The 15469-nt window shown below is 33.9% G+C and carries 19 protein-coding genes and 2 tRNA genes; all 21 read right to left on the bottom strand.

Annotated elements, in window-relative coordinates:
• Positions 1–117 precede the first annotated feature (117 nt).
• Positions 118–771 (bottom strand): hypothetical protein, encoded by a 654-nt coding sequence (locus NH288_RS08685; protein WP_265214660.1) that lies wholly within the window; start codon positions 769–771, stop codon positions 118–120.
• Positions 768–1448: a hypothetical protein gene (locus NH288_RS08680; RefSeq protein WP_265214658.1), complete on the bottom strand. Its 681-nt coding sequence runs from the start codon at positions 1446–1448 to the stop codon at positions 768–770. The genes NH288_RS08685 and NH288_RS08680 overlap by 4 nt, the downstream gene beginning before the upstream one ends.
• Positions 1441–2160 (bottom strand): hypothetical protein, encoded by a 720-nt coding sequence (locus tag NH288_RS08675; protein ID WP_265214656.1) that lies wholly within the window; start codon positions 2158–2160, stop codon positions 1441–1443. Before NH288_RS08675 ends, NH288_RS08680 begins: the two co-directional genes overlap by 8 nt.
• Positions 2161–2169: 9 nt before the next feature.
• Positions 2170–3024 carry a hypothetical protein gene (locus NH288_RS08670; protein WP_265214654.1) on the bottom strand — a complete coding sequence of 285 codons (855 nt, stop codon included), beginning with the start codon at positions 3022–3024 and terminating at the stop codon, positions 2170–2172.
• Positions 3025–3044: 20 nt separating this feature from the next.
• Entirely contained in the window at positions 3045–3401 is a 357-nt protein-coding gene (locus NH288_RS08665; RefSeq protein ID WP_265214653.1) for a hypothetical protein, read from the bottom strand.
• Positions 3402–3434: 33 nt separating this feature from the next.
• Positions 3435–4805, bottom strand: coding sequence for a hypothetical protein (locus tag NH288_RS08660; protein ID WP_265214651.1), 1371 nt, complete (start codon positions 4803–4805; stop codon positions 3435–3437).
• 4 nt (positions 4806–4809) lie between these two features.
• Positions 4810–5610, bottom strand: coding sequence for a hypothetical protein (locus tag NH288_RS08655; protein WP_265214649.1), 801 nt, complete (start codon positions 5608–5610; stop codon positions 4810–4812).
• 2 nt (positions 5611–5612) lie between these two features.
• A complete protein-coding gene (locus NH288_RS08650) occupies positions 5613–6338 on the bottom strand; it encodes an HK97 family phage prohead protease (RefSeq protein ID WP_265214647.1) in 726 nt (241 codons plus the stop codon).
• Positions 6339–6470: 132 nt separating this feature from the next.
• Positions 6471–6686: a hypothetical protein gene (locus tag NH288_RS08645; protein WP_265214645.1), complete on the bottom strand. Its 216-nt coding sequence runs from the start codon at positions 6684–6686 to the stop codon at positions 6471–6473.
• 10 nt (positions 6687–6696) lie between these two features.
• Positions 6697–9060, bottom strand: coding sequence for a hypothetical protein (locus NH288_RS08640; RefSeq protein ID WP_265214643.1), 2364 nt, complete (start codon positions 9058–9060; stop codon positions 6697–6699).
• 11 nt (positions 9061–9071) lie between these two features.
• On the bottom strand, positions 9072–9344 hold the full coding sequence (locus NH288_RS08635) for a DUF6275 family protein (RefSeq protein ID WP_265214641.1): 273 nt from the start codon (positions 9342–9344) through the stop codon (positions 9072–9074).
• Between the two features lie 46 nt (positions 9345–9390).
• Positions 9391–11037, bottom strand: a complete 1647-nt coding sequence (locus NH288_RS08630; RefSeq protein ID WP_265214640.1) for a phage portal protein — start codon at positions 11035–11037, stop codon at positions 9391–9393.
• Entirely contained in the window at positions 11034–11849 is an 816-nt protein-coding gene (locus tag NH288_RS08625; RefSeq protein WP_265214639.1) for a hypothetical protein, read from the bottom strand. Before NH288_RS08625 ends, NH288_RS08630 begins: the two co-directional genes overlap by 4 nt.
• 25 nt (positions 11850–11874) lie before the next feature.
• Positions 11875–11950 (bottom strand) — tRNA-Trp (locus NH288_RS08620).
• Positions 11951–11965: 15 nt separating this feature from the next.
• Entirely contained in the window at positions 11966–12175 is a 210-nt protein-coding gene (locus tag NH288_RS08615) for a hypothetical protein (RefSeq protein ID WP_265214638.1), read from the bottom strand.
• 70 nt (positions 12176–12245) lie between these two features.
• Positions 12246–13208 carry an ORF6N domain-containing protein gene (locus NH288_RS08610; protein ID WP_265214637.1) on the bottom strand — a complete coding sequence of 321 codons (963 nt, stop codon included), beginning with the start codon at positions 13206–13208 and terminating at the stop codon, positions 12246–12248.
• Positions 13209–13321: 113 nt separating this feature from the next.
• The gene (locus NH288_RS08605) at positions 13322–13495 is read right to left on the bottom strand and encodes a hypothetical protein (RefSeq protein WP_265214636.1); all 174 of its coding nucleotides are present in this window, start codon (positions 13493–13495) and stop codon (positions 13322–13324) included.
• A 102-nt stretch (positions 13496–13597) separates the two neighbouring features.
• Positions 13598–13753, bottom strand: coding sequence for an odorant receptor (locus NH288_RS08600; protein WP_265214635.1), 156 nt, complete (start codon positions 13751–13753; stop codon positions 13598–13600).
• 131 nt (positions 13754–13884) lie between these two features.
• Positions 13885–15000 carry a DNA cytosine methyltransferase gene (locus NH288_RS08595; RefSeq protein ID WP_265214634.1) on the bottom strand — a complete coding sequence of 372 codons (1116 nt, stop codon included), beginning with the start codon at positions 14998–15000 and terminating at the stop codon, positions 13885–13887.
• Entirely contained in the window at positions 14997–15260 is a 264-nt protein-coding gene (locus NH288_RS08590; protein WP_265214633.1) for a hypothetical protein, read from the bottom strand. The genes NH288_RS08595 and NH288_RS08590 overlap by 4 nt, the downstream gene beginning before the upstream one ends.
• A 105-nt stretch (positions 15261–15365) precedes the next feature.
• A tRNA-Ser gene (locus tag NH288_RS08585) sits at positions 15366–15453 on the bottom strand.
• Between the last annotated feature and the right edge of the window lie 16 nt (positions 15454–15469).

Below are 15469 nucleotides of genomic sequence, written 5' to 3'. Positions count from 1 at the left end.
TTACTAACCCTATTTTTAATCTTAAACTTTAGGGTGCTTTTTCATGCTTATTTTTATTCAGTTTTTATCAATATCATTACTTATATTTTCTTTGTTTCACCTCTTGACTTTTAATAGTTAGTCTTTCCCGTTTATAAATACGTCATTAGCATCTGTCCCAATGCTAAATTGTGAATCCATCTTTCCTGCAAATTCATCGTATCTGAAATAACTTGATTCATATTCGCATTCAATGTTTAATGCTCGCCTGTAGACAAAATGATTAAAATATTCTGGTACTGGCTCTAAATCTCCACCATGTAAGCTAGATAAAATTATGTTTTCATTTTCAAAATCCTTTCTAGTACTCAAAAGTGCATACTTTGTAATTGCATATAAAAAAGAAGTGGTAACTCCGTTATCACTCCATATCTCACATCTTATGCTAGTTTGCATTTGTATATTCTCTTGTATAGGGTGTTCTTCTCCTATATCCCAATCTAGGTAGTTATCATCTTTACCTATATAGTTTTCGTCTATACCACCGCCTAGGCCATAGGGTACTTCTTGTTCACTTTCTACAAGTACGATAATAGCCGGTAGGTATAAATCATCTCTAGGATATGAAGACCTAACTTTTATTTCAAAGTTACTTATAAATTTCTTTATGCTCTCGTTCGTTTCTTTGCTTGCATACTTAAAGTAGTTATCTATAAGGTTTGGATTCTCACCTAGATAGTTTAGTATTTTTTCTATTCTGCTTTTTACAAATAAATCTATCAGTTGGATCATATATTGTCCTCCCAATAATCATAAGCAAATTTTTCTGCCTTTTGTGATACTTTAGGGAATATATTAATTCCTTTAAATCCTGGGTGATTCCAACTTTTAGGGTCTGATAAGTCTGACACTCTTCTAAATGTTGTATATTGTCCCCTTTTAGCTCCTGACTTATAAGTCTTAATTGTTCTTAGTAGATAATCATATTTAGAGTTTTTCCACTTATAGCCTGTAAAACTTCTTTGTGGACTAAATCCTAGCTCGCTTACTATTGCTTCACTTAGATATTCGCCATTATCTAAGCCCTTAGCTGCTTTTAATATCGCACTAGGTAAAGCCCCCTTACCTGCCGTTTTGTGCCTAAATGGAATAGTTAAATACCAACCTGGGTCGTTTCTACCATTGACTCGTCTAGTTATCTTTACTTTTTTAGGCGACTTTGCAAATCCTCTTTTTTCGTCAAATTTGCTAAAGCCTTTTTCAAGCATAGTAGGGAATGTTCCACTTAGTTTTACGTGGCCTTTTAAAGGATTTTCCATTGTTACTGCCGATATAGCCGACTTGTATATAGCGCTTGTAGAATCAAGCTTAGTTTGTGCTTCTCTTATAAGTTCGCTTCTAGCATAGGCTAAAGTGGCTTTTACCATATCACTTGCTATAGCATCTATTGCATCATCAATATTAGTCATATGTATATCCTCCTTCTGTGCCTATTTCCTTATCTTTCTTTGCATTAACTGTGTTACCATAAGCAAAGTTAATTCTTGTTGCTAGATATTGTTTTGGCATATCAACTGTTTCTGGTGATACCTTGCCTTTTTTTTCTCTTACTGACCTTAACTCGTGACTCATATCCTTTATCATGTATTCAGGGCTTGTAAGATAAAGAATACTAACTTTAGCCCCATTTTTAGGCTTGTTTTCTTCATCTATCCACTCTAAGTGGTGTTTATCCTTACTGATTACAAAATCTACATTTTCGTCATAGACCATGTTGCCAATCATAACAAAAACAACCTTGTTTATAGGTCTATAACTACTACTTGTTCTATTTCCCTTAACTCTTACTACTTGGGAATACCTACATTCCACTTCAAAAAAATCTAGCTTATCATGATAGGCCATGATAACATCTCTTTGAGGTGTAACATACACGCTCCCTGGCTCTGATATACCCTCTAGTTTAAAGACTTGATTTCCTGTAAAACTAGAAGCAACTACCTTTATTTCTTTTTTTCTTATATATCTATAGCCCTCCCCTTTACAATAAGGGCAATGAGGGCTAGGCTGACCTTCACTCATGCACTCACAAACTATGGATTGATACCATGTAGCGTTATAGCCGTGATTTTCTATTAATTCATCAAAACTTCCTGGTATAAAACTTGCACCTGCTGCCATCTATACCCCCTATAAAACTACTGAATCAAATCTAGCAAAGTGTTTTCTGATTATAGGTGTAAGCTCTTCTAAGTCTTTTCTGTACTCTAGAATACGTGCACTTGCTCCACCATACATTGCTGATTGTGTTGTGCCTATAGATTGACTTAAGCCGTCAATACTAACAGATGATGATGCAATACCTGCGCCTATGATTTGGTCGCCCCATACTTCAAAGATTGTTATAGCTGCATACTTATATATCCAATCTAAAAGGTTATGAGGTATATCCTTAAGCTCCATACCTGCACTATAGTCTATAGATACTGCCATCGGCATATATGATCTAGTCATAAAATAAGGAACTGCTGCCCCTATAGCTGGATTGATATAATTTACTGAACCTGCGGTAGGAAATATTGTTACATCTCCCATTCTCTTATCAAGCTGAATCCACTTTTTAGGTATTTCTAGTATTCTTTGATTTCCCATTAGATAAGTCATTGACTTTATTTCTCTTACTGGCCTTTTATATAAAGGTGTATACTGGTAAGAATCAAATAGGCTATTACCTTCAAAGTCGTGTAATTCTCCCTTGATATCTCTAGGACTTATACATATATCAAACATCATCTCCGCCCTGTCTATAGCTGAATTAAGACTTGATACTAAAAAAGTCCTAGAAAAAGGTGTACCATCATAAGTTGCAAGGTCGATACCCTGAAAATGGTTATCTATCAAATCTTCTGTAGTTATTCCCTTAATCTTGATTAGGGCTTCTGCACTTGCATCTGTGGGTAGGGCAAAAGGTTGCTTTTCATCGTATAAAGTATCATCAGAAGAGGGATTCTCTTCTTCATACATATTGTCATAGTATTCTCTCATATTCCCCCTCCTTCTTATTTCTAAGCCTTAAGAATTTCAATCAATTCTGCTTTAGTTGCTCCGCTTGGGGCTTTCTTGCCTTGTTCTTTTATAAGGTCTTTTAATTCTTTGTTAGATAGATTTTCATAATCTACTTGGTCTTTTTCTCCATCTTCAAAAACTTCTACTGTTCCTGTTGCTAGAGTCTCTTCTTTAGGCTCTTTTTCTGCCTTATTTGGGCTTTCTTTATCTTCCTCGACTAATTTATAGCCTTTAAGCTTTAAAAGCTCCTGAGCTAATTCTGTGTTTAATTCTGCCATACCTTTTTCATTGAATAGGTATCTATCACCTTGAATTAAGACATTTAGATTAGCAAGGTTTAAATTTTGTACTAACATAATTTCTCCTTAAAGAAAAACTAGGCTAAAAGCCTAGTCAATCTTAATATTTTTAATAGTTACAAATCTCTTAGGAGCATATACAATTGGTGTACCATATAGGAAAATTCCAAATTTCTTAACTGGCGCTATCATTGCATATGATAGTTTAAATGCTGGTAGTAGTTGTCTAAAGGTTATTGAAGAATCATCAAATTGTCCGATAACTGCTTCACCTGTATTTGGTAGGACTTCGTTTTTGTCTACAAATACTGTTTCTGCTGACTTATCTCTAGACTTAGCACCGATTCTACCGATTTCATAGTAGTTTTTGCCATTGTCTTCTGTTCTGTAGACTACAAAATATTCTGGTGCGTAAACTTGGCTATCAGAGTTTTTGATTGTAAGCTTAACATCTTTCTTTGCATCGCCTGCTGCAATTACAATTGGTTCAGATTCAACTGCTACTGACCTACCTGTGTGTGAGTGTGCAACTACTGCATACTTAAATGTTCCGCCTTGGCCAAATTGTGCTGGATTTTCTGCGTCTACATCACCTGCTGCAACTTTTATTGTTGGGGCTGTTGGTGGTTCTTTTCCATAAGCTGGTGCATTAGTATCTAGTACCTCCATACCCCTTCTCATAAATACATCTGGTGTTAGGTCTATAGTACCACCTAGAGTATTAAATTTAGTTACTGTAGTACCTGCTACCATCTCTCCGCTTTCTACACTCATAAGTGCTCTTTGATTTGGATAGTATTGTTCACTAAAGTTTTTAGCTACATTCATAGGTAGGTAAGCCTTGGTTGGTGTTCCATAGTTATCTAGGATTGCTGTTGCTGCATCATTAATGTGTGTATCTTCTAGGTGTTTACCTCTTAAGTCCATAACATTTTGGTCTGCAATTTGCTTGAAAATTCCGTCCCATTGTAGACCTTCTTCACCATTTGGTGCAAGTGTTGCATCTCCATAGAAAAGGTATCTTTCTGCTTGACCTAGTACATATTTCATACCATTTTGTGTTTCTAGGGCTTCTGGTTCAGATACTGTGTTCACTAGTCTCATAAGGTCTGTAACTGATCTAGTAACATTCAAGCACTTAACCTTAGAATATTCTCTTTTATAGTTAGAGGTTGAATCTAGGCCTGCAATTCCTTCTGGTTGGAATGCTGCTACATCTTCACCATATGAGTCAACTACGTTGTATTCTTCTACATTAGAAAAAGCTCTGGATTTAGGTATATCTTTCCAAAGCTTTAAGTGATTTTCTGTATAAGTTAGTGTTTTTAGTGAGTTTTCAAGGGACTCTGGTATAAGTGCCGCCCCGCCTGTTGCTCCTGCATTAAGTTGTGCAAAGTCATTAGTTGTTAGTGCCTTATAAAGGTCTTGTACTTGATTTTGTGATAGTGAATTAAATGCCATAATATTAAATCCTCTCTTCTTTTATGTGTTTTTCAATAATTGCTATGCACGCTTCATTTAGTGGTGCACCTTGTTCTGCCTTAGTAACATCAAGTGCTGTTACATTCCTATGTCCTGCTATAAGTTCATTTGATAAAATATTTGCTCTTTCAGATTTGGATAAATCTTTATAAGTTTTTCTTTCTTCTTCAAACTTGTTTATTGTTTTAGCGTTCTTTATTGACTTTCTTAAGTTACTAGTCTTATTAATGCTTTTTGTTATCCTAGCTAGTGATTTTTCTAGTTCATCACTCTTATTAGCTACCTCTGCCGTATTGTCTGCATTTACTTCTAGTAAGTTTACAATTTTTTCAATATTAGCTGTTAGGTCGTCTAGTCTTACATTGATTTCATCTAGACCTAGGTCTTCGTTGATTCTGCCTAGCAAATCATCATAATCTACCTCTTCAACCCCTTCTTCCTCTTCTGCTTCTTCTTCTGGGGCTTGTTCTGGTTCATCTTCGACTACTTCATCTGCCATATCTTCTGTAGGTTCTTCTACCTCTTCATCGGCAATTTCGTCTTCCTCTGCTTTTTCTAGTTCTTCATCTTCTATAGTTTCATCAACTTCTGTTCCGTCTTCATTTTCAGAAGCATTGCTAAAGTCGTAAACTATTTCATCGTCATTATCAGTTTCTTCTGATTTTTCTAACTCATCTTCTGAAACATAATCTTCATCTTCAACCTCTTTTTTGCTAAAGTAGTCAGCGCCTACATTTTTAAGAAGTCTATTGAGTTTTTCATCAATTCCTAGTGTTTCTTTCATTCTTACTCCTTGTAATTAATTATTTGTCTAGCCTTATTGGCCATATCTTCGCCATATAGGCCTTTAAACATCATTAGGTATAGTCTTATATCATCTTCGTTATCGCTCTTATTTAGCTTGTTTTTAAAGGTATTTAAGGACTCTAAAACTTCCCTATCACCTTCAAGTGCTTTCTGATAATATAACTTGCCGCATTCTAGGCTTTCTTTAAGTAATGGGCTTGCACTAGTAGTATTTGCCGTCATGCTTTTTACTACTGCATTCCATGTTGCATTAGCATTGCATGGTGTACTAGTTACCGCCACGTTCGTAACTCTAGCCTTAAGTATCTGTCCCTTTTCATTTTCTTTGAGAATTTGTCCTTCGATAGAAAAACCTAATCTTCTAGAAGTGCCGGACTTTTGTAGGGCTATTGCTGTTTCCCAAAAACGCCTACCATCTGAATTGTCTAATAGATATCCTTCAAGGTATAAGCCATCTTTTGTGATCTTTGTATTCTTGCTATCTGGATAACCTACAATCCTAGAGTTATCATGATCCAAGTTTAGAAATCCATTTTTTAAAAATGACCTTATATCAAGGCCTTTCTGTACGACTTTTTCACCTTGATAATCTAAATCAGGTGTACTTGCTAAACCTCTAATCTTGCCTATAATTCCTGTTTTTGAATCCATCTTCTTTGATGGTTCACTTTTAATTAGGTCTATTAGAGGTACGTATATCTGCATATCCCTCACTTTTTTATCCTCCTTTCTCAAATACTTACTCCCTACCGCCCGCCCTTTATAAAGATATGCACAAAAAAAGCACCTATGATTTCTCATAAGTGCTTAAAATTTATTATTTAATTGTAGTTAATGTTAGATTAGTGGTTTTATATATTTATCTGCTAGTTTTTGTTCGCCTAGCTCTACTAGGAAGTCATAACAATTTTTATATCTATTTTCTCCCTCTATTATAAGGTCTGATTTTAGATACTCAACTGCGCTAGCTATTTCTCCAAAATTTTCTTGTCCGTCCACTTCTTCTAATATGCTTTGGATCATTTCATCTATGCTTTTAATAACTTTTGCCATTATTTACCTCCTAAAATGATAATGCTAGTCCTTCTAGTGCTTCTAAGTCTTCATCTTCTAGAAATTTTGTAATTAATATAGCTGCTATTTCTTTGTATTTTTCGCTATTAAGAGCTCCTTCCAATGATATTGTACCACGTTTTAATTCTTCAACTAGGTTAGCAATGCCCGATCTTCTTGTATCGTTTTTTATTTTCTCTACCTTATCAGTTCTTTCTAAAACCTTTGTTTCTATTGCCTTCATTCTTTTTTCAATCATGTCGCCTGATTTGTTTTCTATTGGGGTTTTAATGTATTTACTTATCTCTGGATTTTCAATGTATCTATTTACTACATTTTGAATAAATTCTCTGTTACCACTCATCAAGTTTTTACAAATCTCTTGTCCTATACCATGTAAGCCGTTCTTTCTTGCGCCTTTAAACTCCGGGACTCCTAATATTGCTGGTATTGCTCGTGCGACGATTCCTTCATACGACCATCTTTGTTTATCTGTTTCGTTGCCATGTATTAAATTGCTTACGCCTTGACCGGCCATTTCAACTATTGTTTCTTCAATGTAACCTCTTATATTTTCACCTGCAATATAATTTTTAAATTTAAGCCCTTCCATAGCTTCTGAAATGCTATTTCTTAATTTTGAGTGCATACATTCATGGATTGTTGTCTTTGTCTCTCTTACATTATCTCCTGTTTCAGCAACTAATGCTATTTCTAGAGTTTCGCCTTCAGCATTTTTAGAGCAATATCCACTTACTTTAGTGTATCTGTCCAAGGATAAAGGCCTTCCGTTTCTTTTGTTAAATAAAGGAGCTTCTATGCCAAACATATCAAGAATTGCACGACCTTTTATATCAAGATGAAAATCTTTCACTGCCTTAGTTCTTTTTACAAAATCATCAAGATTCTTAGCCTTTGGATATTCTCCCTTACTTATAATTTTCTTTGTGCCAAATTTTCTTATCTTTCCATAATCGCCTTCATCTATAAGCTCCCTCTCAAATTGCATTTCTTTAGATTGTTGTTTAGCTCTTTTATCTTTAAGTTCTTTATCTTGTTGTTCAGGAGTTTTTTGATTTTCTTCTGGTTTACTACCTTCTGTTTCCGTTTTTATTTCTGATATAAGATTGTTTATGACTTCTTGTGCTTTTGGAATTATATTCTCACCATATATTTTTTTCGGGGTTATCTCACCCGTTATTAGATTGATAGTGGCATCTTCTAAGGTTTTTCTTCTGCTTATAGCCCCACTAGTCCATGGATTTTTTTTGTCTTCCGGGATTGCTAATTCCTGCATTTTTAATGGATCAATATAGGCCCTATAAGGGTTGCCTCGACATACTTTGCCACCGATAGCTTGAAGTAACTTTTCTTCACCTTCTGCACTCAATAGCTTTACATTTTCGTTACTTGTAGTGTCTATATTTTTTGGCAGTTCTTTAACATATTGGACAATTTTTTTAGAGTATTTAGATTCTAATTTATAACCTTTGCTTCCATTAGAAGGAATATATACCTTTCCATCTTTTAAATTTAAATACATTTTGTTTGTAAAATAACCTAGAGCTTTGTAAGTAGAACTTTCTTTGCTAATACCTTCCTCTTTGGCTATCCTATCTGCTACTTCTTTTCCGACTTCATTAAAATACAACCTTTCATAACCGCCCTTTTCCCAAATAAATGCACCTTTTTGCTGCAATTTATCAATAATTATTTGTTTAGGGTCAGTTATTTCATTTTGTGGTTTTTTATTTTCTTTTCCTAGATTTTCTTCGCCTTCATTATCGTTGCTTTGATTGTTATCTTTATCGTCTGTACCGGCTTGATTATTGACTTCTTTTTGTTTTTTTCTATACTGTTCAACAAGGTTTGAATCCTGTGTTTCTATAACATTTCCATTGTCATTGATATAATACGTTGGTCTTTCGTCATCATCATATATCGGTCCTGTTATTGTAATTCCGCTTTCTGGTTTTTGTTCTTTTTTATTCCCCTGCATTAAATCATCAATACTCATCTGCTTATTATCTAAGTCAACTATGCTACTATTCCTAGGCTTAATAATAGGCTTTTTAAAGTTAGCCTGGATAAACTCATTTAATGATCCTGGTTTACCTGCTTTACTATATATTTCTAATACATCTTTTTCGCTTAAGTTCTTAGCCTTACCATCTTTTGAGTCAAATAAGGCTTCCCTATCGTTAGGTATTCTCATTTGCTTTAAAACTATTTCCATAGCTTTATTGCCTGTCTTATATCTTATAGCATAAAAAGATTTGTTTTTACCATTAACTAGTACCTTAACTGGGAATAAGTGCGCTCTGTTTGGTATAGCTTTAAATAATTTAGCTAACCCTTTAAATCTTATTTTCATAATTTCCTACCTCATTTTTCATCAATCAAATTTTGCTCTGATACCCTTATATTTCTAACTTTTGTATAGATATCAAAGTACGCTTCCTTGTTATCTCCGTTATAAGTAACCTCTACATATACTCCATCGTTTATGGTTGTAGATATTAAAATTTTATTATTTTGTAAAGTTTTACAAGACCATACGACAAATACGTCTTCAATCCCTATTACTTTGTTATAGTGGTCTTTGTAGTATTTTATTAGCCATTCTTTGCACGCTTTTTGAAATTTATATGAATCCATTGTTTTTCTCCTTTTTAGACATAAAAAAACACGCTAGATATTGTTTCTAACGTGCTTGTGTTAGCTTAGACCTATATATAGACTTTTTCAAATCATCAATACTGACTTTTTCTTTTTCAAGCTCTATATTAACTTGTTTTAAAGACTTACTAAATAAATCATCGCTTGTTACTTCTTCGCCTTGGTCTGTATCATTATTATCTTCTGGGCTTTCTTCTTGATTATCTTCCTCATCATCTCCATAACTATCAAAATCAAAGCCCATACTGTCACCACCTGGTGATAATTGCATAGCTTGTAGATAATAAGGATTTGCTATGATATCTCCGCCATCTATCTCTGGCAAGCCCTTATCTGTCCTTACCTCATTAATAGTCATGTAAGATTCTGTTTTTCTTTTTGCTAGGTCAACTTGTTCTGATTCTGATTCATTATCTAGACCATCAAATACAAATACGTACTCATCATCTACATTAAATCTTGATATTATGTATCTATTGATTATATTTTCAATGTATTGTAAAAGCGGTAACAATCCTTTAGCCTTTGATTGATCCACCTTATCCTTATCACCTGAAAAAAGACTTGAACCTTTACCGCCTACGCCCCCATTGTTTGGGAAATTTATTTCTGCTGGGTCTATCTTGTATATAGCACAAATGATATTGATTAAGTAGTTTATCCACTTTTCAAAGACCATTTCACCGCCGGACTGGGCTATATTTATAAACTCTAATTCCCCTGGTAGTGTAAATACTGGTATCTTCCATGCTCCCTTTTGCCCTGTTACCTGTGTTCTCCATTGCCTTTTAAAGGACTCTAGGGTCTGTCTGTCACCTTGGGCTGGTCCTCCTTTTTCATTTTTGATATTAAGGATTCCCTTTGTCATTCCCCCTTGTTGGAAAAATCTCATATTGTATTCTTCGGCTTCAAGGTAAGAGGTAACTTGACTAACTATTAGCTCTATTTCTGATAGACCATAAGGTTGACTATATACATCTGTCCTAGGGTTTCTTACTGAAAAGGCCATTTCATCTGCTGTAAAACCTGCTACAATCTGGCCATCTATAACTTGTACATAGGCTAACTCTTCACCCTCTCTAGTATCGACATCATCTGCCAATGCTGCTTCGTCAATCTCAAAATCTTCTAAAGTAGGTTTTATTGTTGTAGGGTCTACCGCTTCAAAAGCTTGTAAAAATTCCCCTGTTATATCATATTCAAGTTCAAAGTTTACCTGGTCATAAGTTAGTGAGTCCCTTAATATCTTTCTAATAAAAATATCAAAGTTATCACGATTAGGATTCTCATTATTACCGCAATTTTCAATAAATCTTTCTAGCCTATCAATGGTCTTTTCTTGTTCTTCGCTAGGCTCTATGCTTGAATCTCTTAATTTAACCTTAAATCCAACGCCATTAGTAGAGTACTTACTCCTAGAAGTAAAAGCCCCTACCTGGTCTATCCTGGTGCTTATTACCGCTGCTATAGGTGCTACCTTGGTAGATACTTGTTTTAATAAATCAAATGATAGCTTTGTATCTTTTTCTTTAAAGTCAGTAGTTACAAACATATCCTGCATAGGCGGATCATAATTGTAGTAACTTCTTTCTATCCTAGGTGCAAACTGGTCTGCATTAAATGAACCGCCCTTAGAAGAGAAATTGACTTTATATCTCTGTTTTTCTGTCATTCATACCTCCTTTCGTAAATCATTCTGCCATCTTTATCAAATGTTGCTCCATCTGGTAGTACCTCAATCATACATTGACAATGTGGGTGGGTAACTCCTATAACTGGTCGCCACTCTCCTACCTTTTTGCCATAATTAGTGCCGTTTGCCATTAATTCTGATAGACTAAACACTTTAGGGGTCTTATCATCTTTTTCTAAGTATAATTCCCTACAATGTTTACAAGCATTAGGACTAGGTCTTTTAAATACCTGTGTTTCTAAGCCCTTATTAGAATATGGACTGCTACCATCTATAATAGCTTGGGCTATACCCTCATTTTTACTATTCATTAGCTCGGTTTTTACGACCATATCCCAATCTTGCTTGCTATCCCTAGTTATCTTTCTTAATTCACTTGCAAGCCATGAATCTCTAGGTCTATCATCTTTAAAAACATCATCTATGACTGAAAATTCTTTTTTTAGATAATCAATAGTAGTACTAGATACCCTTTGCCTAAACTTATCTAATTGATAATTAAGGCCATCTTCTACACTCTCTTCTGTAAGCTTGAATATAGGGTTATTAGTTGGCCTTATCTCTCTTGTAAGCCTTTCAACCTCTTCTGGATTAAGGTTCATGTTTTCGTACTTAACTTCTAATTGTCCCCTTTTGTGTGCCCTTTCTAGTAAAGGTTGCAATTCTTGGGGTATACCTAGTTTTTTAGCTAAAGCTGGGTCAATATTACCACCTCTAGCTATCTTGTTAATTATTTTTAAGTATCGGTCAAGTATAACCTTAACTCTCCTGTACTTATCCCTTGGGGTCATGCTTAACCTCCCTTATAATTTTTTTTGGCAAAGTGGATAGGATTTGAACCTATATCTTCGGTTTTGGAGACCGACATTCTGCCTGATTAAACTACCACTTCACAAACAAGCAACCTTTAGTCACTTGTTAATACTTGATATATTTCATCTACTGCTTGTTTCATAACCTTATCAAAGACAATGCTAGCTTCGGTCTGTAAGACTCTTAAATAAGTGTCTCTTAAAGGATATTGTGCCGATTCTTCATTTATCGTATTTTTGCTAGACTTGCATAGACATTTATGCTCTTTATTTGCCTTTTTAAGGCCTTTTATTTTTATTGCCATAGGATTACTCCTCTTAATTCTTTATACGTAAAAAGGATAGCCTAAATGACTACCCTTGATTTTTTTATATTTAATTATTACATTCTGCTGCAAGTTTCAATTGTTTTTCCGTAAAATCTTTTCCCTTGCTTAGTGATAATCTAAGATTACTTATTTCACTTTCCATATTCCAAACTTCGGCTGAACCTAGACTAAAATCATCTCTAGGTTTATCTAAAACTCCTAGCCTTACAAGTTCTTCTGATATTACCCTTGTTATTTTCTTTCTTAGGTCATTATTTATTTCATAAAGTCCTAAAGACCTATAAAGGTTCTTCAAATCTCTAAGCCTAATATATAAGTCTACATCTTGGTTCAACTCTTCCTTGCTATCAGTTTCAAAATACTTATCAATATCTTCTAGCTTATCTGAATTAACATCATATCTCTTTATTAACCTATATACATCATCTTCAAAGAGTATGTTTAGGCTATATTTCATATTGTAAAAAGAGTTGTTTTCATATTTAAAATCATCTAAAGACCTGCCTTGCAACAAAAAACCTAAACCATTTGTCTTTATGATCCAATTCAAAGTATTTTTGCCTTGTCCTGTTAAATATTCTAAATCTCTTACAATCAAAACAGGTTTACCCTTGTAGGTTTTCTTTTCTAGCTTGTATGGTTCTAGTTCTAATTGCTCATATGCTTCTTCTTTTAATCTAAAATATGAATTGACAAGTTGCCTTTGTACTTGCCATGCTAAATCATCTGTAAAAGATTTTACTAGCATTAGGTAGCCGCTTTCGGTGAAAAGATATTGACCTTTAGGTGGTATATTTGAATGTACGAAATTCGTACATTTAGTGTTTTCAATAGTTAGAAGAAAATAATCTTCATTTTCTATAAAATATTTTTTGTTCTTATAGAAATTTCTTCTAGCTGTGCCTGATACTCTTTCATGTACTAAGTCTATATCCTTAAATGTAACTACTGGATTATCATTGTATAGTTTTCTTTTTAAGCTATTGTTATTAATTGTTATATTGTTCATTTGTACTCTCCCTTTGATTAAAAACCTCAAGGAAAGTATAATATATATACAATCCATTGAGGTTGTGCATAATACAGTGGCTTAACTTTGAACCTTAACCACTGTATTTTTTATTATAAATCTTCTTTTAACTTCTTAATGCCTATCCTTGCACTTTCAGTTCTTGTTATGTTGAATTTCTCAGCATATTTTATTAATATTTCACTTGATTCTTTATCTAATCTAACGTTCAAAGAATCAACTTTGGGATTGTCCGTTGGTCTTCCCATTTTCTTTTTTTTGCTCACATATAACTTGCCTTTCTCTTGCCATTAAAATATAATAATAGCATAGGCTAGTGGCAAGCCCAGCCTATACTTTTTGGTTCGACCTCTTTTTAGAGGTCTTTTTTAGTCTTCAAGAGTTTTTTGTAAATCTTCGATTATTTTTTCTAGCCTTTTTGTTTTCTCTTCTTCGTTATCTTCGCTTTTTATTTCTTCAAGCCTATCCAATAACATTCTTAGAAAACCATTGAATTGTTTGTCAGTCATTCCCATTTGATCCATTGTTATCTCCTTTCTCTTGCCATATTCAGTAAGTAATCTCTTACTGTAATAATATTATATACTTTTGCGTCGCATAAGTCAAGTATTATTTTAAGTTTTTAAAACAATTTAAGGAGAAAACAAATAAGATATCAATCCCTAAATAACTGCATAAAAATAGCAGCTAATACATCTACTACGATTGCATTACCTGCTTGTTTATATAACTGACTATCACTATTTACTTTTCTAGCCTTATAAAAATCCTCATCATCAATTCCCATAAGTCGCCAATATTCTAAAGGGGTAAGTTTCCTGATTCTTAAATCATCTGTTACTACTCCCCTATCACTATTACAAGTTAAGGTTTGACAAGATTCCTTTTGTACCCTGCCCCTACGATTATTGCATCTAGGATTGATAAGGTCTATACCATCTCCGCTATGTGCTTCAAGGTAACCTTTTTTATTGCCGTTTTTAATGGTAAGTGCCTTTTCGACTACTACATTCCCTTCGCTTTTTCTTCTAGATATGCCGTATTGCTTTGTAGTGATACAATTAGCTACTTCCTTTTCTTTTGGATTATTAATTGAAGAGTCAAAAACAGTTTTACCCTTTACTCCCCAATTTCTAACAATACCGACTAATTGTTTTACTCGGTCATTGCTTAAATAGTGTTTTTCATCAACCTTATCTTCTAATACATCTTTAAGCCTAGTTTTTAATACTTGCTTTTCTGGGAATTCAAATCCTTGTTTATCGTCTAGGATTGAAATACAAAATACCCTTTCTCGATTTTGTGGTATTCCATAGTCTTTTGCATTTAATACCTTCCAATAATTCTTATAGCCTAGATTACTTAATATCTCTAACCATTTTTCAAATCCTGGTAAGTTTTTCTTAAAGGTCAAAGCCTTTACATTCTCCATAAGTAAATATTTAGGCCTCTTAGCTTCAATTATTCTTTCACATTCCCACAATAGGCTACTTCTTGTTCCGCTGCCCTTTTCAAATCCTTTTTGTTTGCCGGCCATGGATAGGTCTTGGCAAGGCCGGGAAAAAGTAAACAAATCAAAATCTGGTAAGTCTTTAGGATCTAACTTGCTAATATCACCATAATTTTTAGTTTCTCCATGTATAGCTTCATATGAATTTATAGCATACTTATCTATCTCCGATATACCTATAACCTCATAATCAATATTAGCTTTTTTAAGTGCCATAGCTTGCGTGCCTATACCTGCAAAGCTTTCAAAAACTTTTATCATCTCATCATTACTCCCTTATTGACATTTATGTACATCTGCTTTTTCTTAAGCTTTTTAAATTCTTCCTCGGTCAATATCCTTTGCATTGCTATCTTGTATTTCTTGTTATAAGGATATCTATTGCTATCTATTAATTTTCTAACATTTTCAGCATCTTTTTTGCATAAAAAGTGGGCGTGCTGTTCATAAGCCCCGCCCTCTCTAATAAGCATCCATTTTCTTTTTGCTAGTTTTGGATAATGTTTAATTGTTAATTTCATAGATTCTCAATTCATATTTACACTATTATTTCACGATTAATTTATTGATATTTACTTGTTTTATACGTGTTTTCTCACGATTAATTCACGATTAATTATTTTATCTGGCGACAAGAGAGGGATTCGAACCCCCGCACCTTTTAAGGCCTAACTGATTAGCAATCAGCCCCCTTCACCACTTGGGTATCTTGTCATATAGACAAGCTATA

Origin of the sequence: Anaerococcus sp. NML200537 (genome assembly GCF_026131715.1) — a bacterium.
Taxonomy (GTDB): Bacteria; Bacillota; Clostridia; order Tissierellales; family Peptoniphilaceae; genus Anaerococcus; species Anaerococcus kampingae.
This window is presented reverse-complemented; position numbering and strand designations above follow the sequence as displayed.

What these genes read in the sequence shown, in the direction of transcription:
- NH288_RS08595 (WP_265214634.1), bottom strand. Translation starts at nt 15,000, where the DNA reads ATGATAAAAGTTTTTGAAAGCTTTGCAGGTATAGGCACGCAAGCTATG.
- NH288_RS08675 (WP_265214656.1), bottom strand. Translation starts at nt 2,160, where the DNA reads ATGGCAGCAGGTGCAAGTTTTATACCAGGAAGTTTTGATGAATTAATA.
- NH288_RS08630 (WP_265214640.1), bottom strand. Translation starts at nt 11,037, where the DNA reads ATGACAGAAAAACAGAGATATAAAGTCAATTTCTCTTCTAAGGGCGGT.
- NH288_RS08615 (WP_265214638.1), bottom strand. Translation starts at nt 12,175, where the DNA reads ATGGCAATAAAAATAAAAGGCCTTAAAAAGGCAAATAAAGAGCATAAA.
- NH288_RS08650 (WP_265214647.1), bottom strand. Translation starts at nt 6,338, where the DNA reads ATGCAGATATACGTACCTCTAATAGACCTAATTAAAAGTGAACCATCA.
- NH288_RS08645 (WP_265214645.1), bottom strand. Translation starts at nt 6,686, where the DNA reads ATGGCAAAAGTTATTAAAAGCATAGATGAAATGATCCAAAGCATATTA.
- NH288_RS08670 (WP_265214654.1), bottom strand. Translation starts at nt 3,024, where the DNA reads ATGAGAGAATACTATGACAATATGTATGAAGAAGAGAATCCCTCTTCT.
- NH288_RS08680 (WP_265214658.1), bottom strand. Translation starts at nt 1,448, where the DNA reads ATGACTAATATTGATGATGCAATAGATGCTATAGCAAGTGATATGGTA.
- NH288_RS08625 (WP_265214639.1), bottom strand. Translation starts at nt 11,849, where the DNA reads ATGACCCCAAGGGATAAGTACAGGAGAGTTAAGGTTATACTTGACCGA.
- NH288_RS08685 (WP_265214660.1), bottom strand. Translation starts at nt 771, where the DNA reads ATGATCCAACTGATAGATTTATTTGTAAAAAGCAGAATAGAAAAAATA.
- NH288_RS08635 (WP_265214641.1), bottom strand. Translation starts at nt 9,344, where the DNA reads ATGGATTCATATAAATTTCAAAAAGCGTGCAAAGAATGGCTAATAAAA.
- NH288_RS08655 (WP_265214649.1), bottom strand. Translation starts at nt 5,610, where the DNA reads ATGAAAGAAACACTAGGAATTGATGAAAAACTCAATAGACTTCTTAAA.
- NH288_RS08600 (WP_265214635.1), bottom strand. Translation starts at nt 13,753, where the DNA reads ATGGATCAAATGGGAATGACTGACAAACAATTCAATGGTTTTCTAAGA.
- NH288_RS08660 (WP_265214651.1), bottom strand. Translation starts at nt 4,805, where the DNA reads ATGGCATTTAATTCACTATCACAAAATCAAGTACAAGACCTTTATAAG.
- NH288_RS08590 (WP_265214633.1), bottom strand. Translation starts at nt 15,260, where the DNA reads ATGAAATTAACAATTAAACATTATCCAAAACTAGCAAAAAGAAAATGG.
- NH288_RS08610 (WP_265214637.1), bottom strand. Translation starts at nt 13,208, where the DNA reads ATGAACAATATAACAATTAATAACAATAGCTTAAAAAGAAAACTATAC.
- NH288_RS08640 (WP_265214643.1), bottom strand. Translation starts at nt 9,060, where the DNA reads ATGAAAATAAGATTTAAAGGGTTAGCTAAATTATTTAAAGCTATACCA.
- NH288_RS08665 (WP_265214653.1), bottom strand. Translation starts at nt 3,401, where the DNA reads ATGTTAGTACAAAATTTAAACCTTGCTAATCTAAATGTCTTAATTCAA.